General features: G+C 72.3%; 18 protein-coding genes. 11 read left to right on the top strand and 7 right to left on the bottom strand.

The window, feature by feature from the left end:
• Nucleotides 1-103: 103 nt before the first annotated feature.
• The 5 genes from rpsT (at nucleotide 104) to IEY82_RS09725 (ending at nucleotide 7904) form a co-directional block, all read left to right on the top strand.
• Nucleotides 104-373, top strand: a complete 270-nt coding sequence (gene rpsT, locus IEY82_RS09745) for a 30S ribosomal protein S20 (RefSeq protein ID WP_189123702.1) — start codon at nucleotides 104-106, stop codon at nucleotides 371-373.
• 212 nt (nucleotides 374-585) lie between these two features.
• Entirely contained in the window at nucleotides 586-3681 is a 3096-nt protein-coding gene (locus tag IEY82_RS09740; RefSeq protein WP_189123701.1) for an ABC transporter permease, read from the top strand.
• Nucleotides 3678-6296: an FtsX-like permease family protein gene (locus IEY82_RS09735; RefSeq protein ID WP_189123700.1), complete on the top strand. Its 2619-nt coding sequence runs from the start codon at nucleotides 3678-3680 to the stop codon at nucleotides 6294-6296. The genes IEY82_RS09740 and IEY82_RS09735 overlap by 4 nt, the downstream gene beginning before the upstream one ends.
• The gene (locus IEY82_RS09730; RefSeq protein ID WP_189123699.1) at nucleotides 6293-7216 is read left to right on the top strand and encodes an ABC transporter ATP-binding protein; all 924 of its coding nucleotides are present in this window, start codon (nucleotides 6293-6295) and stop codon (nucleotides 7214-7216) included. Before IEY82_RS09735 ends, IEY82_RS09730 begins: the two co-directional genes overlap by 4 nt.
• Nucleotides 7206-7904, top strand: coding sequence for an ABC transporter ATP-binding protein (locus IEY82_RS09725; RefSeq protein ID WP_189123698.1), 699 nt, complete (start codon nucleotides 7206-7208; stop codon nucleotides 7902-7904). Before IEY82_RS09730 ends, IEY82_RS09725 begins: the two co-directional genes overlap by 11 nt.
• Nucleotides 7905-8047: 143 nt before the next feature.
• Here IEY82_RS09725 and holA read toward each other — a convergent pair whose 3' ends face one another.
• The 7 genes from holA to IEY82_RS09685 form a co-directional block, all read right to left on the bottom strand.
• Nucleotides 8048-9031 carry a DNA polymerase III subunit delta gene (holA, locus tag IEY82_RS09720; protein ID WP_189123697.1) on the bottom strand — a complete coding sequence of 328 codons (984 nt, stop codon included), beginning with the start codon at nucleotides 9029-9031 and terminating at the stop codon, nucleotides 8048-8050.
• A 33-nt stretch (nucleotides 9032-9064) separates the two neighbouring features.
• Nucleotides 9065-11842 (bottom strand): ComEC/Rec2 family competence protein, encoded by a 2778-nt coding sequence (locus IEY82_RS39825; RefSeq protein ID WP_268241127.1) that lies wholly within the window; start codon nucleotides 11840-11842, stop codon nucleotides 9065-9067.
• Between the two features lie 574 nt (nucleotides 11843-12416).
• Entirely contained in the window at nucleotides 12417-13265 is an 849-nt protein-coding gene (locus IEY82_RS38990; protein ID WP_225262539.1) for a ComEA family DNA-binding protein, read from the bottom strand.
• A 266-nt stretch (nucleotides 13266-13531) separates the two neighbouring features.
• Nucleotides 13532-14341, bottom strand: a complete 810-nt coding sequence (locus IEY82_RS09700) for a DegV family protein (RefSeq protein WP_189123696.1) — start codon at nucleotides 14339-14341, stop codon at nucleotides 13532-13534.
• A 13-nt stretch (nucleotides 14342-14354) separates the two neighbouring features.
• Nucleotides 14355-15563, bottom strand: coding sequence for an imidazolonepropionase (gene hutI / locus IEY82_RS09695; protein ID WP_189123695.1), 1209 nt, complete (start codon nucleotides 15561-15563; stop codon nucleotides 14355-14357).
• Nucleotides 15564-15989: 426 nt separating this feature from the next.
• Entirely contained in the window at nucleotides 15990-17402 is a 1413-nt protein-coding gene (gene hflX, locus IEY82_RS09690; RefSeq protein WP_189123960.1) for a GTPase HflX, read from the bottom strand.
• 82 nt (nucleotides 17403-17484) lie between these two features.
• On the bottom strand, nucleotides 17485-18180 hold the full coding sequence (locus IEY82_RS09685) for a DUF4097 family beta strand repeat-containing protein (RefSeq protein WP_189123694.1): 696 nt from the start codon (nucleotides 18178-18180) through the stop codon (nucleotides 17485-17487).
• Nucleotides 18181-18338: 158 nt separating this feature from the next.
• On the opposite strand from IEY82_RS09685, the gene aceB reads away from it, so the two are divergent.
• From aceB to IEY82_RS09655, 6 genes are all read left to right on the top strand, one after another.
• Nucleotides 18339-19916: a malate synthase A gene (gene aceB, locus IEY82_RS09680; protein ID WP_189123693.1), complete on the top strand. Its 1578-nt coding sequence runs from the start codon at nucleotides 18339-18341 to the stop codon at nucleotides 19914-19916.
• Nucleotides 19917-20029: 113 nt separating this feature from the next.
• Nucleotides 20030-21502, top strand: coding sequence for an FAD-linked oxidase C-terminal domain-containing protein (locus tag IEY82_RS09675; RefSeq protein ID WP_372459695.1), 1473 nt, complete (start codon nucleotides 20030-20032; stop codon nucleotides 21500-21502).
• The gene (locus IEY82_RS09670; protein WP_189123692.1) at nucleotides 21502-22749 is read left to right on the top strand and encodes an FAD-binding oxidoreductase; all 1248 of its coding nucleotides are present in this window, start codon (nucleotides 21502-21504) and stop codon (nucleotides 22747-22749) included. The genes IEY82_RS09675 and IEY82_RS09670 overlap by 1 nt, the downstream gene beginning before the upstream one ends.
• A 1-nt stretch (nucleotide 22750) precedes the next feature.
• Nucleotides 22751-23953 (top strand): (Fe-S)-binding protein, encoded by a 1203-nt coding sequence (locus tag IEY82_RS09665; protein WP_189123691.1) that lies wholly within the window; start codon nucleotides 22751-22753, stop codon nucleotides 23951-23953.
• A gap of 13 nt (nucleotides 23954-23966) precedes the next feature.
• Nucleotides 23967-24719, top strand: a complete 753-nt coding sequence (locus IEY82_RS09660; RefSeq protein ID WP_189123690.1) for an IclR family transcriptional regulator — start codon at nucleotides 23967-23969, stop codon at nucleotides 24717-24719.
• Nucleotides 24720-24730: 11 nt separating this feature from the next.
• Complete coding sequence (locus IEY82_RS09655) at nucleotides 24731-25465, top strand: IclR family transcriptional regulator (RefSeq protein ID WP_189123689.1); 735 nt, start codon at nucleotides 24731-24733, stop codon at nucleotides 25463-25465.

Raw genomic sequence — 25465 nt, 5'->3', positions numbered from 1 at the left:
GCGACGACCTGGGTTATTGGTACTCTGGTCAACTGCGTGTGGCGCGCCCTCTCTCGAGCCCGCGCGCCCCATCCATCACCAAGACTTTCACCGAGGCTTCTTCGTGGCGAACATCAAGTCCCAGATCAAGCGCAACAAGCAGAACGAGAAGGCCCGCCTGCGCAACAAGGCGGTCAAGTCCTCCCTGAAGACGGCTGTCCGCAAGTTCCGCGAGGCCGCCGAGCAGGGTGACGTCGAGCAGGCCGTCGCGCTCCAGCGCGTCGCCGCCCGTCAGCTGGACAAGGCCGTCAGCAAGGGCGTCATCCACAAGAACCAGGCTGCCAATCGCAAGTCCGCGATCGCCAAGCAGGCCGCCTCCCTGGCCGCCAAGTAATCCTGGTCTCTTCGAGCGCCGCACTCCCTCAGGGGTGCGGCGTTTCCGTGTCTCCTTAGCTCAGCGACATGGGCGTACTGCCCAGGTTGTGTCACAGTTTCGATATCACACGCGCGTCGCCGCGGCGCATCGGCTGTGTCACCGATGGAAAGATCCCTTGCCCTCCGTCCGGCCCTTGCCCAGAGTTCATCTAGACGGGCGAGAGGGGGCACATGCGAGGGCCGTTGGTGGTCAAGCGCGCGTTCAGCCAGCCCATGCTGCTGCTGGCCGCGTTCGGCTCGATTCTGCTGGCCACCACGACGCTCGTCGCGCTGACCATGTACGCCTCCTCCATCGCCGAGGCGGGCGTGCGCCGGACCATGGAGACCGCCTCGCTCGGCCAGGTCGCCGCGACCGTCGGCGCGCCGGTGACGGCGGCCACGTTCCCCCGGCTGGACCAGGCCGTACGCGCCCGGTTCGGCGAGGCGTACGCCGGAGCGCCCGCGGACCTCACCACCAGCTTCCGCTCCGACTCCTACGTGCTGCCCGGCCAGGAGCGCCGCCAGCGGCCAGAGCTGCTCAGGTTCGGTGGCTACGACGGGCTCGACCGGCACGCCAGGCTCGTCTCCGGCGCCTGGCCCGGCGCCGCCGCCGGGAAGGGCGACACGGTCGAGGCGTCCATCTCCCTGTCGGCCGCCTCCGCGACCGGCTTCAAGGCCGGCCAGGAGTTCACCACCGAGAGCCGCCTCGACGGCGACCCGGTCAAGGTCCGCGTCACCGGCGTCTTCCAGCTGAACGACCCCTTCGGCGACCGCTGGAGCGGCGAGGAGCTGCTCAGTCGGGGCCTCGAAACAGGCGAGTACACCACCTACGGCCCGCTCATGGTGCCCCGCGAAACGTTCCTCGGCCGCTTCGCCACCAACGTCAACGCGACCTGGACGGCGGTCCCCGACCTGCGCGCGCTGACGCCGGAGCAACTGCGTCCGCTCGCCGCCCGGGTGGCCGAGCTGCGGTCGGCGCTGCACGCGAACGGCTGTGGCTCCTGCACCGCCGCCAGCCGGCTGCCCGAGCTCCTCACCCAGCTCGGCACCGCCTCCCTGGTCGCGCGCTCGACCATGTTGATCCCGGTGCTGCAACTGCTCCTGCTGTCCGCGTACGCGCTCATGCTGACCGCCCGGCTGCTGGCCGACCACCGCCGGATGGAGATCGCGCTGCTGCGCTCGCGGGGCGCGGGCACGCCGCGGCTGGCGTCCCTGGCCGGGGGTGAGGCGTTGCTGGTGGCGATCCCGTGCGCGATCATCGCGCCGTTCCTCGGGCCGCCGCTGCTGGCGCTGGTCAACTCGCTGCCGTGGATCAGCGCCTCGGGGGTGCGGCTGGCGCCGCCGGTCGACCTGGGCACGTTCCTCGTCTCGTTCGGCGTCGCCCTGGCGGCGGCCGTGCTGCTCGTGCTGCCGGCTCTGGCGGGCGCGCGCCGTACCTATGTGGAGGAGCAGTCGGCGCGCGGGCGCGGCGGCGGGCGCGGGCTGATCGAGCGGGCGGGCGCGGACCTGGCGCTGCTGGTGGTGGCCGGGCTGGCCATCTGGCAGCTGCGCCACTACGGCGCCCCCGTCACCACCACGGCCGGCGGCGACCTCGGCATCGACCCGCTGATCATCTCCGGGCCGGCGCTGGCGCTGCTCACCGGCGGCATGCTGGGACTGCGCCTGGTCCCGCGCGTGTCGAAGCTCGCCGAACGGCTGACCGAGGGGCGGCCCACGTTCGCCGCCGCGCTCGGCGCCCGGCAGGTGAGCAGGCGCCCGCTCAGGTACGCCGGCCCGGCGCTGCTGCTGACCATGGCGATCGCGATCGGCATCGTGTCCATGGCCACGGCGTCCACCTGGCGCACCTCGCAGCAGGACCAGGCCCGCCATCAGGCCGGGGCCGACCTGCGGATCTCGGGGCCGCCGAACGGGCCCGAGCTGGGCACGTTCGGCCGGGGGACGGCGTTCGCCGCGCTGCCGGGCGTCACGGCGCTCTCGCCCGCCTTCCGCGGCCAGGTCGAGTTCGGCGGCGAGGACGCCGTCCTGCTCGGGCTCGACGCGGCCAAGCTGGAGGACGTGTTCCAGCTCCGTCCCGACCTGTCGGCGCGGCCGGTCGCCGACCTGTCCCGCGCGCTTCGTGAGGGCGTCCCGCGCGCCGCGACCCTGGAGCTCCCGGGCCGCCCGGCCACGCTGACCGTACGGGCGCGGACGGACATGGACGCGCCGCTCCGGCTGGTCGTCTCCGACGCCCTCGACGTGTGGCGCGAGCTGCCGCTGGGCGTGCTGCGCACCGGCGACAACCGGATCGAGGTGGACCTCACGACGCTGGCCGGGCGGAGCGGGAAGATCAGCTACCCGCTGTCGATCCGCGGCCTGGTCACGGGCCGGCCCCAGAGCGGCGCCCCGACGGTCACGCTGACCGGGCTGAGCGCCGACGGCGGGCCGATCCCCTTACCCGCCACCCTGGGCGTCGTCGGATCGCAGCCGGTCGCGCTCGCCCTCGGCGCGTCCTCGACGGCCTGGGCGCTGCCCGTGGTGCTCACGGCCGACCTCGCCGCCACGCTCGACCTGGCCACCGGCGAGGTCGGACGCGTCAGCCTGGATCGCAACACCGTCGACATCAGGGTGGCCGGCATCGTGGACCGGATGCCGGCGACGGCGCCCGACCAGCAGGCGGTGCTCGTCGACTGGAGCGACCTGCAGGCCATCGGGCTCGCGGCCGGGCAGCTCGCCCGGCCCGCGACCGAGTGGTGGCTCGCCGCCGAGGGCGGCGACGCCGGGCCCGCGCACGCGGCGCTGAAGCGCAATCCCGGGTGGGACGTCACCGTCGTCGAGCAGCGCGCGCTCGCCGCCCAACTCCAGGACGACCCGCTGGCCACCGGCCTGCAGGGGGCGCTGATCCTCGGCTTCGTCGCGGCGCTGGTGTTCGCGGCCCTCGGGTTCCTGGTCAACGCCGTGGTCGCGGCCAGGGAGCGGATGTCGGAGTTCACCATCCTGCGGGCGCTCGGCGTGAGCTTCCGGCAGGTGTTCGGACTGCTGGCCATCGAGCAGACGTTCGTCATCGGACTGTCGCTGATCGCCGGGACCGTGCTCGCGGTCGTGGTCGGGGTCCTCGTGGTGCCGCACATCGTGCTCACCGGGCAGGCGGCTGCCGTCACGCCCGGCGTGGTCCTCGACATTCCGTGGCTCGCGACCGGCGGCCTGCTGGCAGGGGTGGCCGTGCTGCTGTTCGCCATCGTCGCCGGGCTGGCGCGGCACCTGCGGGGTCAGGGGCTCGGCCGCGTGCTCCGCATCGGGGAGGACCAGTGAGGATCCTGCCGCTCGCCCGGGCGCACCTCGGCACGATGGCGGTGCTCGCCGTGCTCACGTTGAGCGCCTGCCTGCTCGTCGCCGGGCTGCCCCGGCTGGTGCAGGGCTCGTTCGACGACGCGCTGCGCGAGTCGCTGCGCGGCGCGGGGGCCTCGCAGGTCGATCTCACCGTACGGGTCGCGGCGAACTCCCGCGAGGACGACCTGATCGAGCGCGCCCAGTTCGACTCCAGGGACGCGGAGTACCGGGCGCTCCTGCCCGGGCCGCTGCGTCCGCTCGTGGTCCCGGCCGGCGCCTCCACCGGCCACGCCAGCGCCAAGACGTACGACACGCCGGTCCGCGGGTCCGGCGGCATGCGGTTCGTCAACCTGGCCTGGCTGTCCGACGCCGACCGGCGGGTCCGCTGGATCGACGGCCGAGCTCCAGGCGCGCCCTCCACCATGGCGTACGAGCAGGCGACCATCCCGGTGTTCGAGGTGGGCGTCGTCGACGAGGCCCGCGCCAAGATGGGCCTCCGGCTCGGCGACGTGGCGATCATCGGGGAGAGTCACCCCGCGGCGGTCAGGATCGTCGGTGTGTTCGCGGCCACCGACCCCGCCGACCGCTACTGGAGCCACCACGGCGACGTTCTGCGCGTCACCGAGACACAGCCGCCCGGCAAGCTCGACCCGGAGAGGCGCACGACCGCGCTGATCTCCGACAGCGGCCTGGCCAAGCTGAGCGGCGCCGACCGCAACCTGCGCTACGGCTGGGTCCTGCCGGTCGACCCGGAGGCGTTCTCGTCACTCGGGACGTCCGAGATCGCCACCGCGATCACCGTCTTCGACCGCGGGGTCGCGCTGCGGTCGGTGAGCGTGTCCACCCGGACCTGGCTGGAGACCCACCTGCCCGAGCTGCTGACCGCTTTCAGCGCCGCGATGGCCACCGCGCGGACCGTGATGTTCCTGGTGCTCGGCGGCCTGCTGGCGGTGGCCCTCGGCGTGATCGTGCTGTCCGTGCACCTGCTGACCGACCGGATGGACCACTCGCTGGCGCTGGCGCGGGCACGCGGCGGGTCGCTGCGGCAGGTCGCCGGGGCGGGCACGGCGCTGACGACCTGCGCGGTGGCGCCCGCCGCGCTGGCCGGCTACGCCCTGTCCTTCCTGATCCCCGGGCCGGTGACGTGGATCGTGCACGCCGGGCCCGCGCTGGTGGTCGTCACCGCCGCCGGGTTCGCCGCCGCGCGACTGGCGCTCACGCATCGCGCGCCGCTGCACGAACGCCGCGACGACGTGGTCACCACCCGGCCCTCGGCCCGGCGGATCACGTTGGAGGCGCTGGTCGTGGTGCTCGCACTGGCCGGCGCCTACCTGCTGCGCAGCCGCGGCCTGACCGCCGAGGGCGCCGGGGACGACCCGTTCCTGCTGTTCGTGCCGATCGCCCTGACGGTGGCCGCCGCGCTGATCACGATCCGCTGCTACCCGTATCCACTGCGCCTGCTCGTACGCCTGGCCGCCCGCCGCCGACCGGCCGTTCCGTTCCTGGGGCTGACCAGGGCGGCCCGGGCGCGGTCCGGCAGCGTGCTGCCGGTGCTCATCCTGCTGCCCGCACTCGGTGTCTCGGTGTTCGCCTCGGTGATCTCCGGCGGCATCGCCGACACCCAGCGGCTGGCCTCCTGGCAGAACGCGGGGGCGCCCATCAGGCTGACCTCGGCCGTCGAGCTGCCGCCCGACGCCGTCGAACGGGTCCGCCGGGTGCCGGGCGTGGAGCTCGTCGTGCCCGCGCAGACGGCCCAGGTTCAGCTCGGCTACGGCGGCGAGCGGGCCGACGCCATCGCGGTCGACCTGGACGGGTGGCGGCGGGTGCTGGCAGGCGCGCCGATCAGTGTGCCGGCCATGCCGGGCGTGCCGTCCGGTGTCCCCGCGCTGGTCTCACCCGAGCTACGCGGGCGGGGCACCATCGACGTCGGCTGGCTCAGGCGGGCCAAGGTCACCGAGCGCGGCGTGGTCTCCTCGGTGCCCGGGTTCTTCTCCGGCAAGCCGTTCCTGGTGCTGCCCTTCGAGGTGAACGAACGCCCGTCGGTCAACGCACTGCTCATCAAGGGCGACGCGGATCCGGCGGCCGTCCTCAAGGCGTCGGGATCGCCGCGCGCCACCGTCACCACGCAGGCCGCGGAGCTGGCCTCGATCGAGGGCGGGCCGCTGACCACCACCGTCCGGAGCGTGCTGCTCGTCACCACGATCGCGCTGGCCGCGTACGCGCTCGTCGCGGTCGTCGTCACGCTGGTGATCGGCGCGGCCGAGCGGGCCAGAGCGCTGTCGTTCCTGCGCACCCTCGGGCTGTCCGACCGGCAGGCGCAACGGCTGACCGTGCTGGAGGTGCTCCCGATGATCCTCATCACCGCGGTCGTCGGCCTGGCGCTCGGCCTCGGCCTGCCCGCGGCGCTCGGGCCGGGCGTGGACCTGTCCTCCTACGCGGGCGGAGTGGCCGTCGGCGAATTCGACCTCGACCTGGTCACGCCCGCGTTCCTGGCCGCCGGGCTCGCCTTCGCGGCCGTGCTCGGCGCCTACGTCCACACCGCCATCAGCCGCCGCCGCGCCCTCGGCGCCACGCTTCGAGTGGGTGAGCTCACGTGAATCCGACCCTGTCCGAGCTGGAAGCCCAGGCGAGCGTCGAACGGGCCGCCTTCGGCGGCGACGCGCACATCGTCTGCGACAACCTGGTGCGCATCTACAAGACCGAGGGCGTCGAGGTGGTCGCCCTGCAGGGGCTCGACCTGCTCATCCAGCGCGGCGAGCTGGTCGCCATCGTGGGCGCGTCGGGCTCGGGCAAGTCGACGCTGCTCAACGTGCTGTCCGGCCTCGACGTGCCCACCGCCGGCGTGGCCAGGGTCGCGGGCATGGACCTGCTCGCGATGACCGCCAAGGACCGGCTGCGCTACCGGCGCGAGGTGGTCGGGTTCATCTGGCAGCAGACCGCGCGCAACCTGCTCCCCTACCTGACCGCGCGGGAGAACGTCGAGCTGCCGATGAAGCTGGCCGGCAAGGCCCGCCGAGGCCGCGCGCTGGAGTTGCTGGACCTGCTCGGCGTGGGCCACAGCGCCGGGCACGGACCGGCCGAGCTGTCCGGTGGCGAACAGCAGCGGGTGGCCATCGCGGTCGCCCTGGCCAACTCCCCCCAGCTCATCCTGGCCGACGAGCCGACCGGTGAGCTCGACAGCGAGACCTCGGCCCAGGTGTTCGACGCGCTGCGCAAGGCCAACCGGGAGCTGGGCGTCACCGTGGTCATCGTGACCCACGACCCGCTCGTGTCGGAGCAGGTCGACCGTACGATCGGCATCCGCGACGGGCGCACCAGCAGCGAGACGCTGCGCCGGGAGGACGCCGAGGGCCGGCTCGTGGCGGAGGAGTACGCGGTGCTCGACCGGGTGGGCCGGCTACAGCTCCCCCGCGACTTCATGAACGCCCTTGAGATGGAACGCCGGGTACGCCTCGAACTCGAGTCCGACCATATCGGCGTATGGCCGGCCCGAGAGGAGCCCTCCCATGAGCAGTGAGCCGTTGGTCCTGGTGGAGGGCCTGCGCAAGGTCTACCGGAGCGGGCCCAAGGAGGTCGTCGCGCTACACGAGGTGTCGTTCGAGGCGTTCCCCGGTGAGCTGATCGCCATCCGGGGCCGGTCGGGCTCCGGCAAGACCACGCTGCTGAACCAGATCGGCGGCCTCGACCGGCCCGACGCCGGCCGGGTCGTCGTGGAGGGGCGGGAGGTCACCTCCATGTCCGACGGCGACCTGCTGGAACTGCGCCGTGACGTGGTGGGGTTCGTGTTCCAGTCGTTCGGGCTGATCCCCGTGCTGTCGGCTGCCGAGAACGTCGGGGTGCCCATGCGGCTCCGCCGTACGCCGGTGGCGGAGCGGGAGAAGCGGATCCGCATGCTGCTCGCCCTCGTCGGGCTGGAGCAGCACGCCAACCAACGCCCGTACGAGCTGTCCGGCGGCCAGCGGCAACGCGTCGCGATCGCCCGCTCGCTGGCCAACCGGCCGAAGCTGCTGGTCGCCGACGAGCCGACCGGGCAGCTCGACTCCCAGACGGGCCGCCAGATCATGCAGTTGCTGCGCGCCCTCGTACGCAGCGAGGGCGTCACCGCGCTGGTCGCCACGCACGACCCCGGCCTCATCACGCTCGCGGACCGGGTGCTGGAGATCCGCGACGGCGTGCTCCGAGAGGCCGCGCTGCAGGAGTCCTGACAGTCGGCGCCGACGGGTCAGGTCACGCGATCGCACCGCATGGCGGACGCGTCAACCGAGTGGCCGGTCAGCGGCCCGTGCGGGACGCGTGAGCCGAGAGGCGGGTCGGCAGCCCGTGCGGGACGCGTCAGCCGAGAGGCGGGTCAGCGGCCCGTGCGGTTGGCCACGATGACCTGGACGGTGTGCTCCAGCGCGTAGGCGGGGTCGGCGCCGCCGCCCTTGACCTGCTCGTCAGCCTCGGCCACGGCCTGGATGGCCCGGGACAGGCCCTCGGGGCCCCAGCCGTTGAGCTGGCGCTTGACCCGGTCGATCTTCCACGGCGGCATGCCCAGATGGCTGGCGAGCTGCCCGCCGCGCAGATTGCGGGGCGCTCCACCGACCTTGGCAACGGACCTCAGCCCGCCGGCCAGCGCGCTCACCAGCAGCACCGGCGCCACACCGGTGCCGAGCGCCCATCTCAGCTGCTCAAGTGCCTCACCGAGCCGCCCCTCGATCGCCGAGTCGGCCACGTTGAACCCGGTGACCTCCGCCCGCCCCTTGTGGTAGCGGCCCACGGCCGCGAGGTCGATCGTCTTCTCCTCGGTGTCGAACGCCAACTGGCTGCAGGCCGCCGCCAACTCCCGGAGATCGTTGCCCACGGCGTCGAGGAGCGCCTGAGCGGCGTCGGCGGAGATGCCCCGCCCCGCCCGCTTGATCTCACCCTTGACGAAGTCGAGCCGCTCCCCCGCCTTGGTCACCTTGTTGACGGTGACGACCTCGGCTCTGGCCTTCTTGAGCCCGTCGACCAGCGCCTTGCCCTTGACTCCGCCGGGATGCGCCAGGACGAGAACGGCGTCCTCGGAGGGATGCGCGGCGTAGGCCACGACCTCGGCGATGACGTCCTTCACCAGATCCTGCGCGGACCGGATCACCACCACGGTCCGGTCCCCGAACAGGGACGGCGAGGTCAGCTGGGTCACCTCACCCGGCGTCACCTTGGACCCGACGAGATCGTGCACCTCGGCGCCCGCCTCACCGGCTCGCGCCGCCGCCACGACCGCGGCGACCGCCCGCTCGGCCAGCAGCTCCTCGTCGCCGATGACCAGTGTCACGAGTGCTGGATCGGTACGCGCCATGTCGAGCAGCATGCCACGCCCCGCCGCCAATCTGGTACTCGACCGTCACCGTCCTCGGGCCACGACGGCGAGGGCGCCGTCCTGCTCGACCACCGCGAGGTCGCCGGACCTGTCAGTGCGGTAGACGCGGGCGCCTAGGCGGTTGAGGAGGGCGATCGTGGGCTGGGCCGGGTGGCCGTAGTCGTTGCCGGCGCCCACGCTGATCAGTGCCGCACGGGCGCCCACCGCGGCGAAGAAGGCCGGATCCTGCCGGGGGGACCCGTGATGCGGGACCTTGAGGATGTCGGCGACGGGCAGGGGACCATGGAGCAGCCGGTCTTGGGCCTCGATCTCGATGTCGCCACTGAGCAGGGCCGAACCGGCTCGCCAGCGTACGTGAACGACGACGCTGGAGTTGTTGATCTCGCTCCCCTCGCCCTGTCCCCTGTTGGCGTGCCCCTGCGCCGGGCCGAGGACGGTCAGCTCCGAGGGGCCCAGGCGCCACCGGGTGCCTGGCGCCGCCGTCCACTCGGGGATGCGACGCCTGGCCAGATCGTCCGACAGCCGGGACGGACGGGACCGGTCGGACCCGAGGGACTCGTAGGAGTGGGACTCATGACCCTTCGGAGGCGAATGTGAGGGGGAGTTTCCGGGGGCCGGATCGCCGGAGCCGGGGCGGTGAGGGCTCACGACCACCGCGCCGACGCGCCGGCCTCTGAGGACACCTGGCAGGCCGTCGACGTGATCGGCATGGGGATGGGTGAGGATCACCAGAGGCACCTCGTCTATCCCCAGCGTGCGCAGGCAGCGATCCATGGCCACGGGGTCGGGACCGGTGTCGACCACCACGCCTCGCCCGGGCCCTGCCGCGATCACCAGGCCGTCGCCCTGCCCCACATCGCACATCACCATCAACCACGACTCGGGCGGCCAGGGCGCGGCGATGGGGCGAATGACGAACACCGCGACCAGGGCTCCCCCGGCCACCGCCAGGGTCACCGCTCGCCAGGCGTGGCGTCTCCAGAGGACGACCACAGCGGTGACCGTGATCGCGAGCAGACCCAGCCCTTCAACGCCACCCGGCCACGGCAGGGTCGCCATCGGGATGTTCACCGCCCCCCGTGCGACCGTGATGATCCAGCCCACCGCGTAACCGGCGGGGACGACCAGCAGCCGGGCGGCCTCGGGCCAGAAGGGGGCCATCAGCGCGGCGGCGAAGCCCAGCAGGGTCGCGGGCGCCACGGCCGGGCCGGCCAGCAGATTGGCCGGCACCGCGACCGGCGACAGCTGACCGGCCATCAACACCAGCACAGGCGTCACCGCCACCTGCGCCGCCGCGGGCACCGCCACGGCCTCAGCCACCCACCTCGGCATCCGCGTCCGTCGCCCCGCCACCCGCAGGTGCACTCGGCCCTCCGCCGCCCGCGCGGGCATCCGGCCCTCCGCCACCGAGGCGGGTGTCCAGCGCCCGGCCAACCGCACGAATATCCGGCGCCAGGCCAACCGCGTAGGTACCTGTCGTCCGGCCCGCCGCACACGCGCTCCACGCTCGTGCCCTAGCCGCTCACGCACTCCACGCCCATGACCCGAACGCACGCGGAGTCCACGCTCATGCCCCCGTCGCACACGCACTCCGCGCTCATGACCCAGCCGCAGGCGCACTCCGCGCTCATGACCCAAAGGCACGCCGACTCCACGCTCGTGACCCAGCCGTGCCCGCAGCCAATCCCAGCCGGCCGGTCGCGCCCGCACTTCGCGACGCCTTGCCGATCGCCCCAAGTCCGCCGCGTCGGGCTCAGGCGTGGTTTCGCCGTTGTCGGACGGTATCGGCCGTGCCAGATAGGCGATGCTCCGTGGACTCGTCCGTGGCGGGAGTCCGTCGTCGGGATGTGGACCGGCCGGCGGAGTCGGTTGAGGTGACGGCTTCGACAGGCGGTCGCGCCAGCGAGGGGCGAGGAGCAGGATTCCGGCGGTTGCGAGGACGGACAAGGCGAAGCCGTACGAACGGGCGAGCTCGGGGGCGAAGAGGATCAGCAGGAGAACCGCCGCCGAAAGTGCCGCCACGCCGTCCTTGGCGCGGCCGGTGGCGAGGGCGACGGCGGCGACGAGGCCCATGAGGAGTGCGCGCAGGACGCTGGGAGACGGCCGGGCCACCACCGCGAACGCGATCATGGCGATGGCGGCGAAGACGGCTCTCAGAACGAGGGGAAGGCCCGCCAGGCGCGAGAGGGCCAGAGCCGCACCTGCCACGATCGACAGATTGGTGCCGCTCACCGCGTTGAGGTGACTCAGACCCGCTTCCTTGAGGTCAGCGCTGACCTGAGGATCCATCCGGGAGACGTCACCGACGACCAGCCCTGGGAGGAGACCACGCTGGTCGGCGGGGAGCACGTCCGCGGCGGTGCGCAGACCGGCCCTGAGCGTGCCTGCCACGGCCTGCAGCCGGCTGGGCGTGGTGAGGACCCTGGGTGGGCCCCGGACCAGCAGAACGGCGCTCACCAGGTCGCCAGGGGTCGCCTGGGCCAGCCTCGCGGTGACCTCCAGACGCTGGCTCGGGAGCAGGGAACGCCACTCGGCGCCGTTGGCGAAGACGGTGACGGGCGTCCGCGTCACCACGCGCTGCCGGGCGGTGCGATAGACCTCGAGCTCGGCGGGAACCACCACCCTTTCCCGGTGGAAACGCCCGCGACTGATCACCCTGGGGTCGTCCGTCAACGTGACCTCTGCGGTGACCGTCACCCCCTTCGCCGCCAACTCGGCCACCGGCCCGGTGCTGACGGCGTATACCCGGAGACCCACCGCCGCCGAGGTGGCCGCCAGGCACGCCAGCACCGCGATGGTCACGTTGCGCCAGGGCCACGGGGCCGAGGAGGTGAACCAGCGCTGCCCGCGAGCGCCGACGATCCTCCGGCCAGGTGAGGCGGCCAGCCAGGATTTCAGCTGGGCGCAGGTCGGGCGGACATGGCGAAGCGGGTGGGAGGCTGGAGCCACCCCACGCGCGCGCCGGAACCATGCCGTGCCCCGGAAGGCTGGGGCTTGCCTGCCTGTGCGCCGGAGGCATGCCGTGGCCAGGGCTCCAAGCGAGGTCACAGCGAAGACGATCAGGCTGACCGTCGCGGAACACCCGAGCAGGACCAGCGCACCGGCCCACACCGTGAGCGCGGGCAGGACCAGAACCCAGGAATGCTCGCTGAGAAGACCACTGCTACCAGACGGAGGCGGTGCGTCCTCACTGAGAGGGGCGTCACTGGGCAGGTGCGGCGAGCGCCCGCTCAGAGAGCCGTCACCGAGCAGGTGCGGCGAGAGCCCGCTCAGAGCGGCGTCGCCGCAGGCGCTCGCGGCGTCGCCCAGGGAGCTCGCGGGAGGGTCTCCTGGTCGGCTCTCGCCGCATGGGGTGGCAGGTAGATCGCGGGACATGTCAGACGCGGACCTTGCCTTTGAGCTCGTCATAGGTACGCGGCCCGATGCCGCTCACCTCCCGTAGCTGGTCGACGCTGGTGAATCCGCCGTGGGCGGTGCGGAACTCGGCGATGCGGGCGGCCAGGACCTCGCCGACGCCCGGCAACTGCTCCAGTTGGTCGGGTGTGGCCGCGTTGAGATCAAGCACGGCGGTGGCCGGGTCTGCCTGCGCCGCGCCGGGGGCCGTGGGGCCCGCCGGGGCGCCGACGACGATCTGCTCGCCGTCGACCAGGCGTCTGGCCAGGTTGACCGAGCCCGTGGCGGTCGTCTGCCGTGCTCCCCCGGCCGCGGTCACCGCGTCGGTCACCCGGGCGCCCACGGGGAGGGTGTAGACGCCTGGTTTGCGCACCTTGCCGGTGACGTGGACGGTCAGCTGTGCCGTAGGGGTGGAGGCGGCGGGCGTGGCCATGGGTAGTGGCTGCATGGGCGAGGGGGCGGTCAGGGGCTCCGGGGCCGGTTGGGATCGCCAGAGGAAGACGCCCGCGACCACCGCCGCGAACACGCCCAGCACGAGCAGGACGCGGAGCCCTGGACGGCCGGGGTCGAGCGCCGGAGCCTGGGTCGCGATGGCGGTGCGGAAGGCCGCGAATGACGGCGGGACGGAGATGGGCGGCACGGCCGGAGGGCGGGGAGCCGAACCGGGGGTGGCGATGCCGGGGGTGGCGATGCCAGGGGTGGCGATCGGAGCCTGGGAACGTGAAGCCAGTGACGGCACAGCGGCGCGCTGGGACCGGCGCTCGGGCGTGGTGATCGACCGGAGGCGCGACTCGGCTATGGTCTGCTCGGCCGTCGGGTCGTGGGTGCGCACGCGGACGAACGTAGAAGCCCGGGGTCCTGGAGCGTTGGGGCGAACGACGTTCTGTGGACAACCCGGCAGGGGGTCACGGTCCTGTGGACAAGCCAGAACCAACGGCCCGGACAGCCCAGCCGGCTGAAGGCGGGCGCCAAAGACCGGCGCCACGCGCTGACGCTGTGTCTCCCGCCAGGGCCCGGACGGTCGTCACCGAGACGGCGGGGGCGGAAAACGGACGCCATGGACCGCGCGACGCCGGGGGATCCGCGGCCAGGAAGGGGTCAGCCGGGCAGGGAGACCGTCAGACCCAGCATGCCGGGCCCGACATGGACCCCGATGACGGCGCCGACCTCGACCACGCGTAGTTCCACGAGCCCCGGCAGCCGTTTGGGCAGCCGTTCGGCCAGCGACTCGGCGCGCTCCCGCGCCTCCAGGTGCTGCACGGCCACCTCGACCGGTTGCGGCCCGGCGGCCTGCACCGCCAGATCCTCCAGGCGCGAAATGGCTCTGGCGGAGGTGCGTACCTTCTCCAGTAACGACACCCGCCCGTCCACGACGTGCAGCAGCGGCTTGATGGCGAGGGCGGAGCCCACCAGCGAGGCGGCCGCGCCGATCCGCCCGCCGCGCCGCAACCGATCGAGCGAGTCGGCGTAGAAGAACGACCGCGTCCGCGACACGCAGCGCAGGGCGGCGCCCGCCACCTCCTCCAGAGTGCCGCCGAGGGAGGCGGCCCGGGCGGCTGCCAGCACGGGGTAGCCGAGCCCCATGGCGATGGACCGGCTGTCGATCACCTCGACCGGCACGGGCGCCTCCTGGGCGGCCAGCCGTGCCGCCTCCACGGTGCCGGAGAGGTCGCCGGAGAGGTGGATCGAGACCATGGCCGCCGCACCGTCGGCGGCGAGGGCGGAGTAGCAGGCGGCGAAGCGCGCGGGCGCGGGGCGTGAGGTGGTCGCGCCGGTCAGGTCGCCGGTGAAGGAACCCTCGTCGTAGGAGACGCCGGCCGAGATCACTTGCACGGGCACAACCGAGATATCGGAGACAGACGGCAGGTAAGCGGTGGAATCAGTGACTACGGCGACCGATTGCGGCATACACCGAGATTAACTACTGGACCGGGGTCCCACCCCGCCAGACGCGGCGCGGCTTGAGGCCGAAGGACCAGGCGAAGGCACCCTCGTGGTCGGCGTCCCACTGGACGATGTCGGCCAGCCGGCCGGGAGCGAGAACGCCGCGGTCGGGCGCGCCCAGGACGGTGGCGCCGCCCAGGGTGGCGGCCCGCAGCGCGTCGTTGACGCTCATCCCGAACGCCGACACGGCCATCGCGATGACCAGCGACATCGAGGTGATGCCGCAGTAGCCGGGGTTGTGGTCGCTGCCGAGCGCGATCTGGACACCGTGCTTGATCATCTGCCGGACCGGCGGCACCTTGCCGCGCTGGAGCGCCGTCGCGGGGCAGACGACCGCAGGGACGCCGTAGCGGGACATGATCGCGATGTCCTCGTCGGACATGTGGTGCAGCCCGTCGGCGGAGGCGCAGCCGAGCTCGGCGGCCAGCTGCACGGCGCCGCGCCGGCTGAAGAGGCCGGCGTGGATGCGCGGCAGCAGGCCGACGTTGCGGCCCGAGGCGAGGACCCAGCGGGACTCCTCGGTGGTGAAGTGGCCCTCGTCGCAGTAGACGTCGACGCTGTCGGCACCCGCCGCCGCGGCGTCGGCGCACCAGGCGCCCACGGCCTCGACGTATTCGCGCTGGCGGCCGAAGTATTCGGGAGGCACCACGTGCGCCGCGAGGAAGGTGACGTGCACCCGCGGCATCATCGGCTCCTTCTCCAGCTCGCGCAGGAGCCGCACGTCGGCCAGCTCGCCGTCGCGGGTCAGGTGGTAGCCGGTCTTGGCCTCGACGGTCGTGGTGCCGTTGAGCAGCCAGCCGCGCAGCCGCTCGCGCACGCCGTTGCACAGGGTCCACGGGTCGGTGCCGCGCGTCACGGTGACGGTGGAGCCCACGCCGCCACCGGCGGCGGTGATCGCCGAGGAGGTGGAGCCACCGGTGCGGATGGCCAGCTCGGCGTAGCGGTTGCCGGCGTAGACGGGATGCGTGTGGGCGTCGATGAGACCGGGCGTGACCAGGGCGCCGCCCAGGTTTTCGACGTGGTCGACGTCGACGATGTCGTCGACGACTCCGGGCACGCTCTGCGGCAGGTCGGGCGCTCGCCCGACCCACGCGATGCGGTCGTTGTGCACGAGGATGGCCGCGTTGCTGAGGACCTCGTTGCCGGTCCAGAGGCGGCCGATGTTGGTCAGGAGCCGAACAGTCACCGCACCACCGCCCCGCACGAGCACAGCACCCAGCGCACGGCTGACGCCGCGCCCGCTGAGCCGGCTCCGGGTACGGACGACATGGGGGGTCTCCTGCTCTCATCCGCGTAAGGCTGTGCGGTGACCGTATCGCCGGACTCATGATCCGGCGATTTCAGTTCAGTTACGTTATTTCACAGGCTGGCTCGCTGTACAGGGTTATTCGGAAGATAGCCCAATCATCCCAGGCACCACCATGCCCCGGCTTCCCCCTCTGGCCCCCGCAGGCAACATGATTCACACCAGCCATCATCCGGAACCCGCGTCATTAGCGTCGAAAGGCTTGGCTTATCCTAGCAATCCCGCGATGCGAGGACCACTGTCGCTTTTGGGCAACTCTGCGCTATTTATCGGCGAGAGCTGCCCCCAGCCGCCCCTCTGAGAGCCCTACGAGACGCGTTCGACCGGCTTGCCCACGCGCACCAGCTCCTGGAACAGGCCGGGCAGCACCCGGGCGTGCAGGACGGTGCCGTCGCCGCCGTGGTCGACCGAGAGCACCTCGCCCTCCTTGTGGGCCCGCGAGATGAGGTCGCCCCTGTCGTAGGGAACGAGCAGCAGCACCTCGTGGTCGAGCCTGGGCAGCTCACGCTCGATGAGCTCCATCAGCTCGGGGATGCCGGCGCCGGTGCGTGCGGAGACCACGATGCTGTCGCGCTCGCGCCTCGCGATGCGGTCGAGCACGTCCTGGTCGGCCGCGTCGGCCTTGTTGATCACCACGATCTCGGGCACGTCGGAGGCGCCCTCGATGTCGGCGAAGACCTCGCGTACGGCGGCCAGCTGCCCCTCGGGGTCGGGGTGTGAGCCGTCGACCACGTGCAGGATCAGGTCGGCGTCGGCGACCTCCTCCAGCGTGGACCGGAACGCCTCGACCAGCTGGTGGGGCAGGTGCCGGACGAAGCCGACGGTGTCGGCGATCGTGAACACCCTGCCTTCGGGCGTGCGCGCCCTGCGGACCGTCGGGTCGAGGGTCGCGAACAGGGAGTCCTCCACCAGCACACCGGCACCGGTGATGCGGTTGAGCAGCGAGGACTTGCCCGCGTTGGTGTAGCCGGCGATGGCGACCGCCGGGACCTCGCGCCGGCTGCGCCGCTGGCGCATGGTCTCGCGAGAGGTCGACATGCCGCCGATCTGGCGGCGCAGCTTGGCCATCCGCTCGCGGATGCGGCGCCGGTCGAGCTCGATCTTCGTCTCACCGGGACCACGCCCGCCGATGCCGACGCCGCCCGCGGCGCGACCGCCGACCTGCCGGGACAGGTTGCCACCCCAGCCGCGCAGACGCGGAAGGAGATACTGCAACTGGGCCAGCTCGACCTGGGCCTTGCCCTCGCGGCTCTTGGCGTGCTGGGCGAAGATGTCGAGGATCAGCGCGGTGCGGTCGATCACCTTGACCTTGACCGTCTCCTCCAGCTGGCGGAGCTGGCCGGGGGTCAGCTCACCGTCGCAGATCACGGTGTCGGCGCCGGTCGACTCGACCACGTCGCGCAGCTCCAGCGCCTTGCCGGAGCCGATGTAGGTGGCCGGGTCGGGCTTCTGGCGGCGCTGGACGAGGCCTTCGAGCACCTCGGATCCGGCGGTCTCGGCCAGGAGTTTCAGCTCGAGGAGCGAGTTTTCGGCGTCGACGGCGGTGCCCGACGTCCACACGCCGACCAGCACGACCCGCTCAAGGCGCAGCTGCCGGTATTCGACCTCGGAGACATCTTGCAGCTCGGTGGAGAGGCCGGCCACGCGGCGCAGCGCCTGGCGCTCCTCTAGGTCCATGTCGCCGGTCTCGAACTCGTCGAGCTCGGAGTATTCGTGCATTCGTGTCATCTCTATGAGGGAACGTCTGGACACCGCAGTGTCTTCCCCGATCGTGGCATGACATCCCCGCGTAAGCACCTAGTTATCCGGGCAGCAGGCTGATGTCGCCCGAACCACCCTTGAGGGAGATCTTGTGCGGGGACGCGTCGTCATCCTTGACCGACACCGCGACGTCACCCGAGCCCGTCTCGGTGGACACCGCGTAGGAGCCGTCGGGGACGTGCAGCACGACGTCGCCCGAACCGGTCTTGACCTCGACGCTGTCGGGCGGGGACGCGTACTTCAGGTCGAGGTCGCCCGAGCCGGTCTCGACGACGAGCGTCTTGCCGGCCAGGCCGGTGCCGGACACCTCGCCGGAGCCGGAGGAGGTCTCCAGCGGGCCGGTCAGCGACCTGAGCGTGATGTCACCGGAACCGGTGTCGACCATGACGCGCAGGCCCTTGGGAATCTCGATCTTGTAGTTGACGGCGCATCTGCCCAAGTTGACCGCACCCTTGCAGGTGTAGGTCATGAACAGGGTGTCGCCGTCGACCCGGTGCTCGGCCTCGGGCCTGGTGTCGCTCCACTGGAGGGTCTCGGTGACCCGGACGGCGGTGCCGTCGTGCTCGGTGATCACGGCGTCACCGGAGGCCGTCCTGAGGTCCAGCTTGGCCACCTTGTCGGCGACCTCGTAGTTGACGACGTCCTGGTTGGCGGGGCCCGCGAGGCTCTGCAGCCCGCAGCCCGTCAGCAGGACCGCCGAGGCGAGCAGTCCGCCCGCGATCACGATTGTCTTCATGCCTTGGATCTTCTCCCGGGCATGGTTCGCGCGCATCGGGGATGCCCCCGACATCCCCCTCGGGCGACCCCCCGGACTTTAACCGGGTGACGCCGGGGTACAGTAGCTTCCACTTCCATAATCCAGAACTTGTTTTCCACATAGCGGAAAGAGGAGACATGGAGATCACCGGTCCGATTCTCGAACGGTTCGACGAGATCCTCACGCCTCAGGCGCTCGAGTTCGTGGGCACCCTGCAGCGCGAGTTCGGCGCCACGCGGCTGGAGCTGCTGGAGGCCCGGCAGGCGCGGCAGGCCGAGCTGTCGGCGGGCGGCACGCTCGACTTCCTGCCCGAGACGAAGGAGATCAGGGAGGGCGAGTGGAGCGTGGCCACGCCGGCCCCCGGCCTTGAGGACCGCCGCGTCGAGATCACCGGCCCGGTGGACCGGAAGATGACGATCAACGCCCTCAACTCGGGCGCCAAGGTCTGGCTCGCCGACTTCGAGGACGCCAACTCCCCGCTCTGGGCCAACTGCGTGAGCGGCCATCTCAACCTGCGCGACGCGCTCGACCGGACGATCGACTTCGAGTCGGGCGGCAAGTCCTACGCGCTCAGGCCGGACGACGAGCTGGCCACCATCGTGGTCCGGCCGCGCGGCTGGCACCTCGACGAGAAGCACGCCCAGGTCGACTCTCGGCCCGTCTCGGCCTCGCTGTTCGACTTCGGCCTCTACTTCTTCCACTGCGCGCAGCGGCAGCTCGCCAAGGGCAAGGGCCCCTACTTCTACCTGCCCAAGATCGAGTCGCACCAGGAGGCGCGGCTCTGGAACGACGTGTTCGTCCGCGCCCAGGAGCTCCTCGGCATCCCGAAGGGGACGATCAGGGCGACCGTCCTCATCGAGACGTACCCGGCCGCGTTCGAGATGGAGGAGATCCTGTACGAGCTGCGCGAGCACTCGGCGGGGCTCAACGCGGGCCGGTGGGACTACCTGTTCAGCGTGATCAAGAAGTTCCGCACCCGGGGCCGTGAGTTCCTGCTGCCCGAGCGCAACGCCGTCACGATGACCGCGCCCTTCATGCGGGCCTACACCGAGCTCCTGGTGCGCTCGTGCCACAAGCGCGGCGCGCACGCGGTCGGCGGCATGGCGGCGTTCATCCCGTCGCGGCGCGATCCCGAGGTCAACGCGGTGGCACTGGAGAAGGTCCGGGCCGACAAGACCCGCGAGTCGGGCGACGGGTTCGACGGCTCGTGGGTGGCGCACCCCGACCTGGTGCCGATCTGCCGTGAGGTCTTCGACGGCGTGCTCGGCGACCGGCCCAACCAGCTCGACCGGAAGCGCGAGGACGTCAGCGTCTCGGCCGCCGATCTCCTGGCCGTGTCGGAGACGCCCGGCGACATCACCGAGGCCGGCCTGCGCAACAACGTGGACGTGGCGCTGCGCTATCTGGCCGCCTGGATGGGCGGGCTGGGCGCGGTGGCCATCCACAACCTGATGGAGGACGCGGCCACGGCCGAGATCTCCCGCTCGCAGATCTGGCAGTGGATCCACAACGACATCACGCTCGCCGACACCGGCGCGACCGTGACGAAGGCGCTGGTCGAGCAGATCATCGAGGACGAGCTGTCCAAGATCGCCACTGAGCCCGGTTACGACGAGGAGCTCTACGCCCAGGCGACGGCGCTGTTCAAGGAGGTCGCGCTGGACGACGACTTCGCGGAGTTCCTGACCCTGCCCGCGTACGCTCGAATGCCGTAGAAACCCCTATGTAAAGAAATTTCCGCTTATGTCCGGTGGATCGGCACCGGACATAAGCGGACGGGTATCACCAAAGATGAACTGAGACCGGAAACGGGCGACCTGGAGACCCCTTGCATGCTGGAGACGCCCCGCCTGCGACCGCCGCGCTCGACCCGCTGACGGCGGCGCTGCGCTCGTCGCTGCCCGCCGACTCGGTGATCACCGATCCGGTACGCCTGCGCACCTACGAGTGCGACGGCCTCACCTACCACCGGGCCACCCCGGGCGTCGTCGTGCTGCCGGAGACCGCCGAGCAGGTGGCCCGGGTGGTGCGGCTGTGCAACGAGTTCGCGGTGCCGTTCGTGGCCCGGGGCTCCGGCACCGGGCTGTCCGGCGGCGCGCTGCCCCGCGAGGACGGCGTGCTCATCGTCACCTCCAAAATGCGCCGCGTCCTGGAGATCGACCTGCCCAACCACCGGGCCGTGGTCGAGCCGGGCGTCACCAACCTGGCCATCACCGAGGCGGTGCGCGAGCAGGGCTACTACTACGCCCCCGACCCGTCCAGCCAGCAGATCTGCTCGATCGGCGGCAACGTGGCGGAGAACTCCGGCGGCGCCCACTGCCTGAAGTACGGCTTCACCGTCAACCACGTCGAGGCCTGTGAGATCGTCACCCCCGACGGCGACCTGGTCACGCTCGACCGGATGGACCCGGGCTACGACCTGCTGGGCGCGTTCGTCGGCTCCGAGGGCACGCTCGGCATCGCCACCAGGATCACGGTACGGCTCAGCCGCGCCCCCGAGAGCGTGACCACGGTGCTGGCGGCGTTCGAGAGCATCGAGCAGGGCGGCACCGCGGTGTCGGCGATCATCGCGGCGGGCATCGTGCCGGCCGCGATCGAGATGATGGACGCGCTGTCCATCGAGGCCGCGGAGGCGGCGGTGGCCTGCTCCTATCCCGAGGGCGCGGGCGCGGTGCTGATCGTGGAGCTCGACGGGCCCGCCGCCGAGGTGGCCCGGCAGTTCGACCGGCTGAAGGAGATCTGCTCGGGGGCGTTCGAGCTGCGGGTGGCGGCCGATCCGGCCGAGCGGGCCGCGATCTGGAAGGGCCGCAAGTCGGCGTTCGCCGCCGTGGGGCGGATCAGCCCGGCCTACATCGTGCAGGACGGCGTGGTGCCGCGCACCGCGCTGCCGGAGGTGCTGGCCGCCATCGACCGGCTGTCGGCCGAGCACCGCATCCGGGTGGCGAACGTGTTCCACGCCGGCGACGGCAACCTGCACCCGCTGGTGCTGTTCGACGACGGCGAGCCCGGGGCGGGCGAGCGGGCCGAGGTGGTCTCCGGCGCCATCCTCGACCTGTGCGTCGAGCACGGCGGATCGATCACCGGCGAGCACGGCGTGGGCGTCGACAAGGTCCGCTACATGCCGAGGATGTTCTCCGAGGCCGACCTCGACACCATGCAGCTGGTCCGGTGCGCCTTCGACCCGCGCGGCCTGTCCAATCCCGGCAAGGTGTTCCCCACGCCGCGCCTGTGCGGTGAAGTGCCGGGCGTGCGCAAGGGCGCGCACCCGCTGGTCGAGTCGGGCAAGGCGGAGCAGTTCTGATGTCACAGCTGAAATCACGCGAGTCGCTGGACAAGACCGGGGTCACGATCAGGGACGCCGACGAGGGCGACGCCGTGGCCGGGGTCGTGCCACGCTGGGTGACGCTGCCCGAGACGGTGGAGGAGATCTCGGCGGTGCTGCGCGTCTGCGCCGAGCAGGACCTCGCGCTGGCGCCCGTCGGTGGCGGCACCAAGCTGCACTGGGGCCGCCCGCCCGAGCGCTGCGACGTGCTGCTCGACCTGTGCTGCCTGAACGAGATCCTCGAACACGCCTCGGGTGACCTGGTGGTGCGCGCCCAGGCCGGGGTCACCATGGACGCGCTGACCGCCGCGCTCGCCGCCGAGGGCCAGGAGCTGGCGCTGGACGCCGCACCGGGCGCGACGGTGGGCGGCACGCTCGCCACCGCCACGGCCGGGCCGCGTTCCTTCCGCTACGGCACGCCGCGCGACCTGCTGATCGGCATCACGGTCGTGCTGGCCGACGGGACCATCGCCCGCTCCGGCGGCAAGGTGGTCAAGAACGTCGCGGGCTACGACCTGGGCAAGCTCTTCACCGGCTCCTACGGCACGCTGGGCGTGATCGCCGAGGCCACGTTCCGCCTGCATCCGCTGCCGGCCGACCGGCGCTGGCTGGTGACGCGGGTGGCTCCCGAGCGGGTCCGGGAGCTCGCGGTGGCGCTGGCGGCCTCGCAGGCCGAGCCGAGCGCCGTGGAGATCGACCGGCCCGACCCCGGCGGCCCGGTCACGGTGGCCGCGCTGGTCGAGGGGTCGGCGGCCGACCTCCGGGCGCTCGCGCTGCGGGAGGTCGCGGGCGGCGAGGTGGCGCCGGGGCCGCCGCCGTGGTGGGGCCTGCTTCCGGATGATGAGCCGCCGCACGGGACAGGCCCGGCGGGCGAGACACCGGATGCCGCCCGCCCGGCGGGTGAGGTGCTGGTCGAGGTGCGGTTCCCGCCGAACGCTCTGAACGGGGTGCTCGACGCCGCCCGCGACGCGGGGTTCCGGCTGCGCGGCTCGCCGGTGTCCGGCCGCCTGCACCTGGCGCCCGTGGGCGAGGTCACCGAGGAGGCGCTGGCGGCCGCGGTGGCCGGGCTGCGGGAGCGGGTGGCCGTGGTGACCGTGCCGGCCTCGCCGTACGAGAGGGTGGAGCGGTGGGGGCCCGTCGGCGCGCTGCCGCTGATGCGGCGGGTCAAGGAACGGTTCGACCCGGGACGCAGGATGTCTCCCGGCCGCTTCGTGGGAGGGATCTGAGATGGATCCGGAGCTGATCGACGACTGCGTGCACTGCGGCTTCTGCCTGCCGACCTGCCCCACGTACGTGCTGTGGGGAGAGGAGATGGACTCGCCGCGCGGCCGGATCCATCTGATGAAGCAGCACGTCGAGGGCACCCCGGTGACGCCCGAGATGGCCGGGCACTTCGACGCCTGCCTGGGCTGCATGGCCTGCGTCACCGCCTGCCCGTCGGGCGTGAAGTACGACCGGCTGATCGAGCAGACCAGGGCCGAGGTGGAGCGCGCGCACGAGCGCGACCCCCGGGAGCGGGCGGTGCGCGGGCTGGTCTTCGGCCTGTTCCCCTACCCGCGCAGGCTGCGGCTGCTGCGGCCCGGCATGTGGCTGGCCGAGCGGCTGGCGCCCTTCCTGGAGCGGGCGCATCCGAGCCTGGGCGCGATGGCCGGGCTGGCGCCCCGGGTCGAACGGCGGCAGCGGATGCCGCGGCTGGTCAGGGCCAGAGGCGAGCGCCGGGCCGTGGTCGGCATGCTGACGGGATGCGTGCAGGGTGAGTTCTTCCCGCAGGTCAACGCGGCCACCGCGCGGGTGCTCGCGCTGGAGGGCTGCGACGTGCTGATCCCCGCCGGTCAGGGCTGCTGCGGGGCGCTCAGCGTGCACGCCGGACGGGCCGATCAGGCCAGGCGGCTGGCCCGCCGGACGGTGCGGACGTTCCGGAAGGCCGGGGTCGACACGGTCGTGGTCAACGCGGCCGGCTGCGGGTCGTCGATGAAGGAGTACGCCGAGCTGCTCGGCGCCGAGCCGGGTTTCCGGGTGATGGACCTGTCGGAGTTCCTCGTCGAGCTGGGCCCGGTCGCCGAGCGGCATCCGCTGCCGTTCGCCGTGGCCTATCACGACGCCTGCCACCTGGCCCACGCGCAGGGCATCCGGGCCCAGCCGCGCGAGCTGCTGCGCGGCATCCCGGGGCTGGAGCTGCGCGAGGTGCCCGAGGCGGCCATCTGCTGCGGCTCGGCGGGCACGTACAACATCTTCCAGCCCGAGGCGGCCCGCGACCTGGGCGACCGCAAGGCCAAGGCGGTCGGTTCGACCGGCGCCGAGCTGCTGGTGTCGGCCAACCCGGGCTGCACGATGCAGATCGCCGCCGCCATGCGGCGCGGCGGCGCCACGATCAGGGTGGCGCACACGGCCGAGGTGCTGGACGCCTCGCTGCGCGGGGTCTCCCTGTGAGCCCGGTGACCGCATGAGCGTGCAGTCGGTCGAGCGGGCGCTCGACGTGCTGGAGGCGCTGGCCGAACACGGCGGCGAGGCGGGGCTGTCGGAGATCGCCGCCAGGACGGGCCTGCCGTACGGGACGATCCACCGGCTGTTGCAGACGCTGCTCACCCGGGGTTACGTGCGCCAGGACTCAGGCCGCCGCTACGCGCTGGGCGGCGGCCTGGTGCGGCTGGGCGGCATCGCCGAGGGCATGGTCGGCGAGTGGGCGCAGCCGTACCTGACCAGGATGGTGGAGCTGTCGGGCGAGACGGCGAACCTGGCGGTGCTGGAGGGCGACTTCATCGTGTACGTGGCGCAGGCGCAGTCACCGCGCAGGCTGCGGATGTTCGCCGAGGTGGGCCGCAGGGTGCTGCCGCACAGCACGGCCGTGGGCAAGGTGCTGCTCGCCGACCGGAGCGCCGAGGAGGCCGTCACGCTGCTGGAACGGACCGGGATGCCGCGCCGCACGCCCAACACGATCACCGAGGTGCACGCCATGCTGGCCGAGCTGGACCTGGTCAGGGACCGTGGCTACGCGATGGACCTGGGCGAGGAGGAGCTGGGCGTGCACTGCCTGGCCGTGCCGGTGCGCGGCGGTGGGCGGGTGGTGGCCGCGATGTCGGTGTCGGGACCGGCCGAGCGCATCGACGCGCTGGACCGCGACGAGCTGGCCGAGCGCCTGCGGGGCATCGCGCACGACTTCGGCGCCGAGCTCAGCCCGGCGCCCGCCGCGGATTAGTGTGTTGCGTTATGAGCACCTCCGTTCAGTCAGTCGACCGGGCGATCACGATCCTGGAGATTCTGGCCCGGGAGGGTTCGACACGGGTGACCGATCTCGCGGTCGAGCTCGACGTGCACAAGTCCACGGCGTCCCGGCTGCTCGCGGCGCTGGAGCAGGGCGGGCTGGTGGAGCAGAACGGCTCGCGCGGGCGCTACCGGCTCGGGTTCGGCGTGGTGCGCCTGGCGGGCGCGGCCACGGCCCAGCTCGACCTGTCGCGGGCGAGCAGGCCCGTCTGCCTGCGGCTGGCCGAGGCCGTCGGCGAGACGGTCAACATCGCGGTGCCGCAGGACGGCGACACGGTCAACATCACCCAGGTACGCGGCCCCTCGGCGATCAGCGGCCACAACTGGGTCGGGCAGCGCACCCCTTCCCACGCGACGTCGAGCGGCAAGGTGCTGCTGGCGTTCGGGACCCTGCCGCTGCCGCCCCGGCTGGAGCGCTACACCGCCGCGACCATCACCGACGCCGACCGGCTGGAGCTCGACCTGATCAGGCGGCGCGGCTGGGCGAGCACGGTCGAGGAGCTGGAGGCCGGGCTGAACGCGGTCGCCGCGCCGATCGTGGGCGGCGACGGCTCGGTGGTGGCCGCCGTGAGCGCCTCCGGGCCGTCCTACCGGCTCACTCCGGACCGGCTGCCGGAGGTGGGCGAGCTGCTGGCCGAGGGCGCGCGGGAGATCGGGCGGCAGCTCGGCCATTACCGTTAG

The sequence above is a fragment of the Nonomuraea cavernae genome, from assembly GCF_014646355.1.
In the GTDB taxonomy this organism is placed as follows: Bacteria; Actinomycetota; Actinomycetes; order Streptosporangiales; family Streptosporangiaceae; genus Nonomuraea; species Nonomuraea cavernae.
The sequence above is the reverse complement of the archived record's forward strand: the minus strand, read 5'-3'. Positions and strand labels throughout refer to the sequence as shown.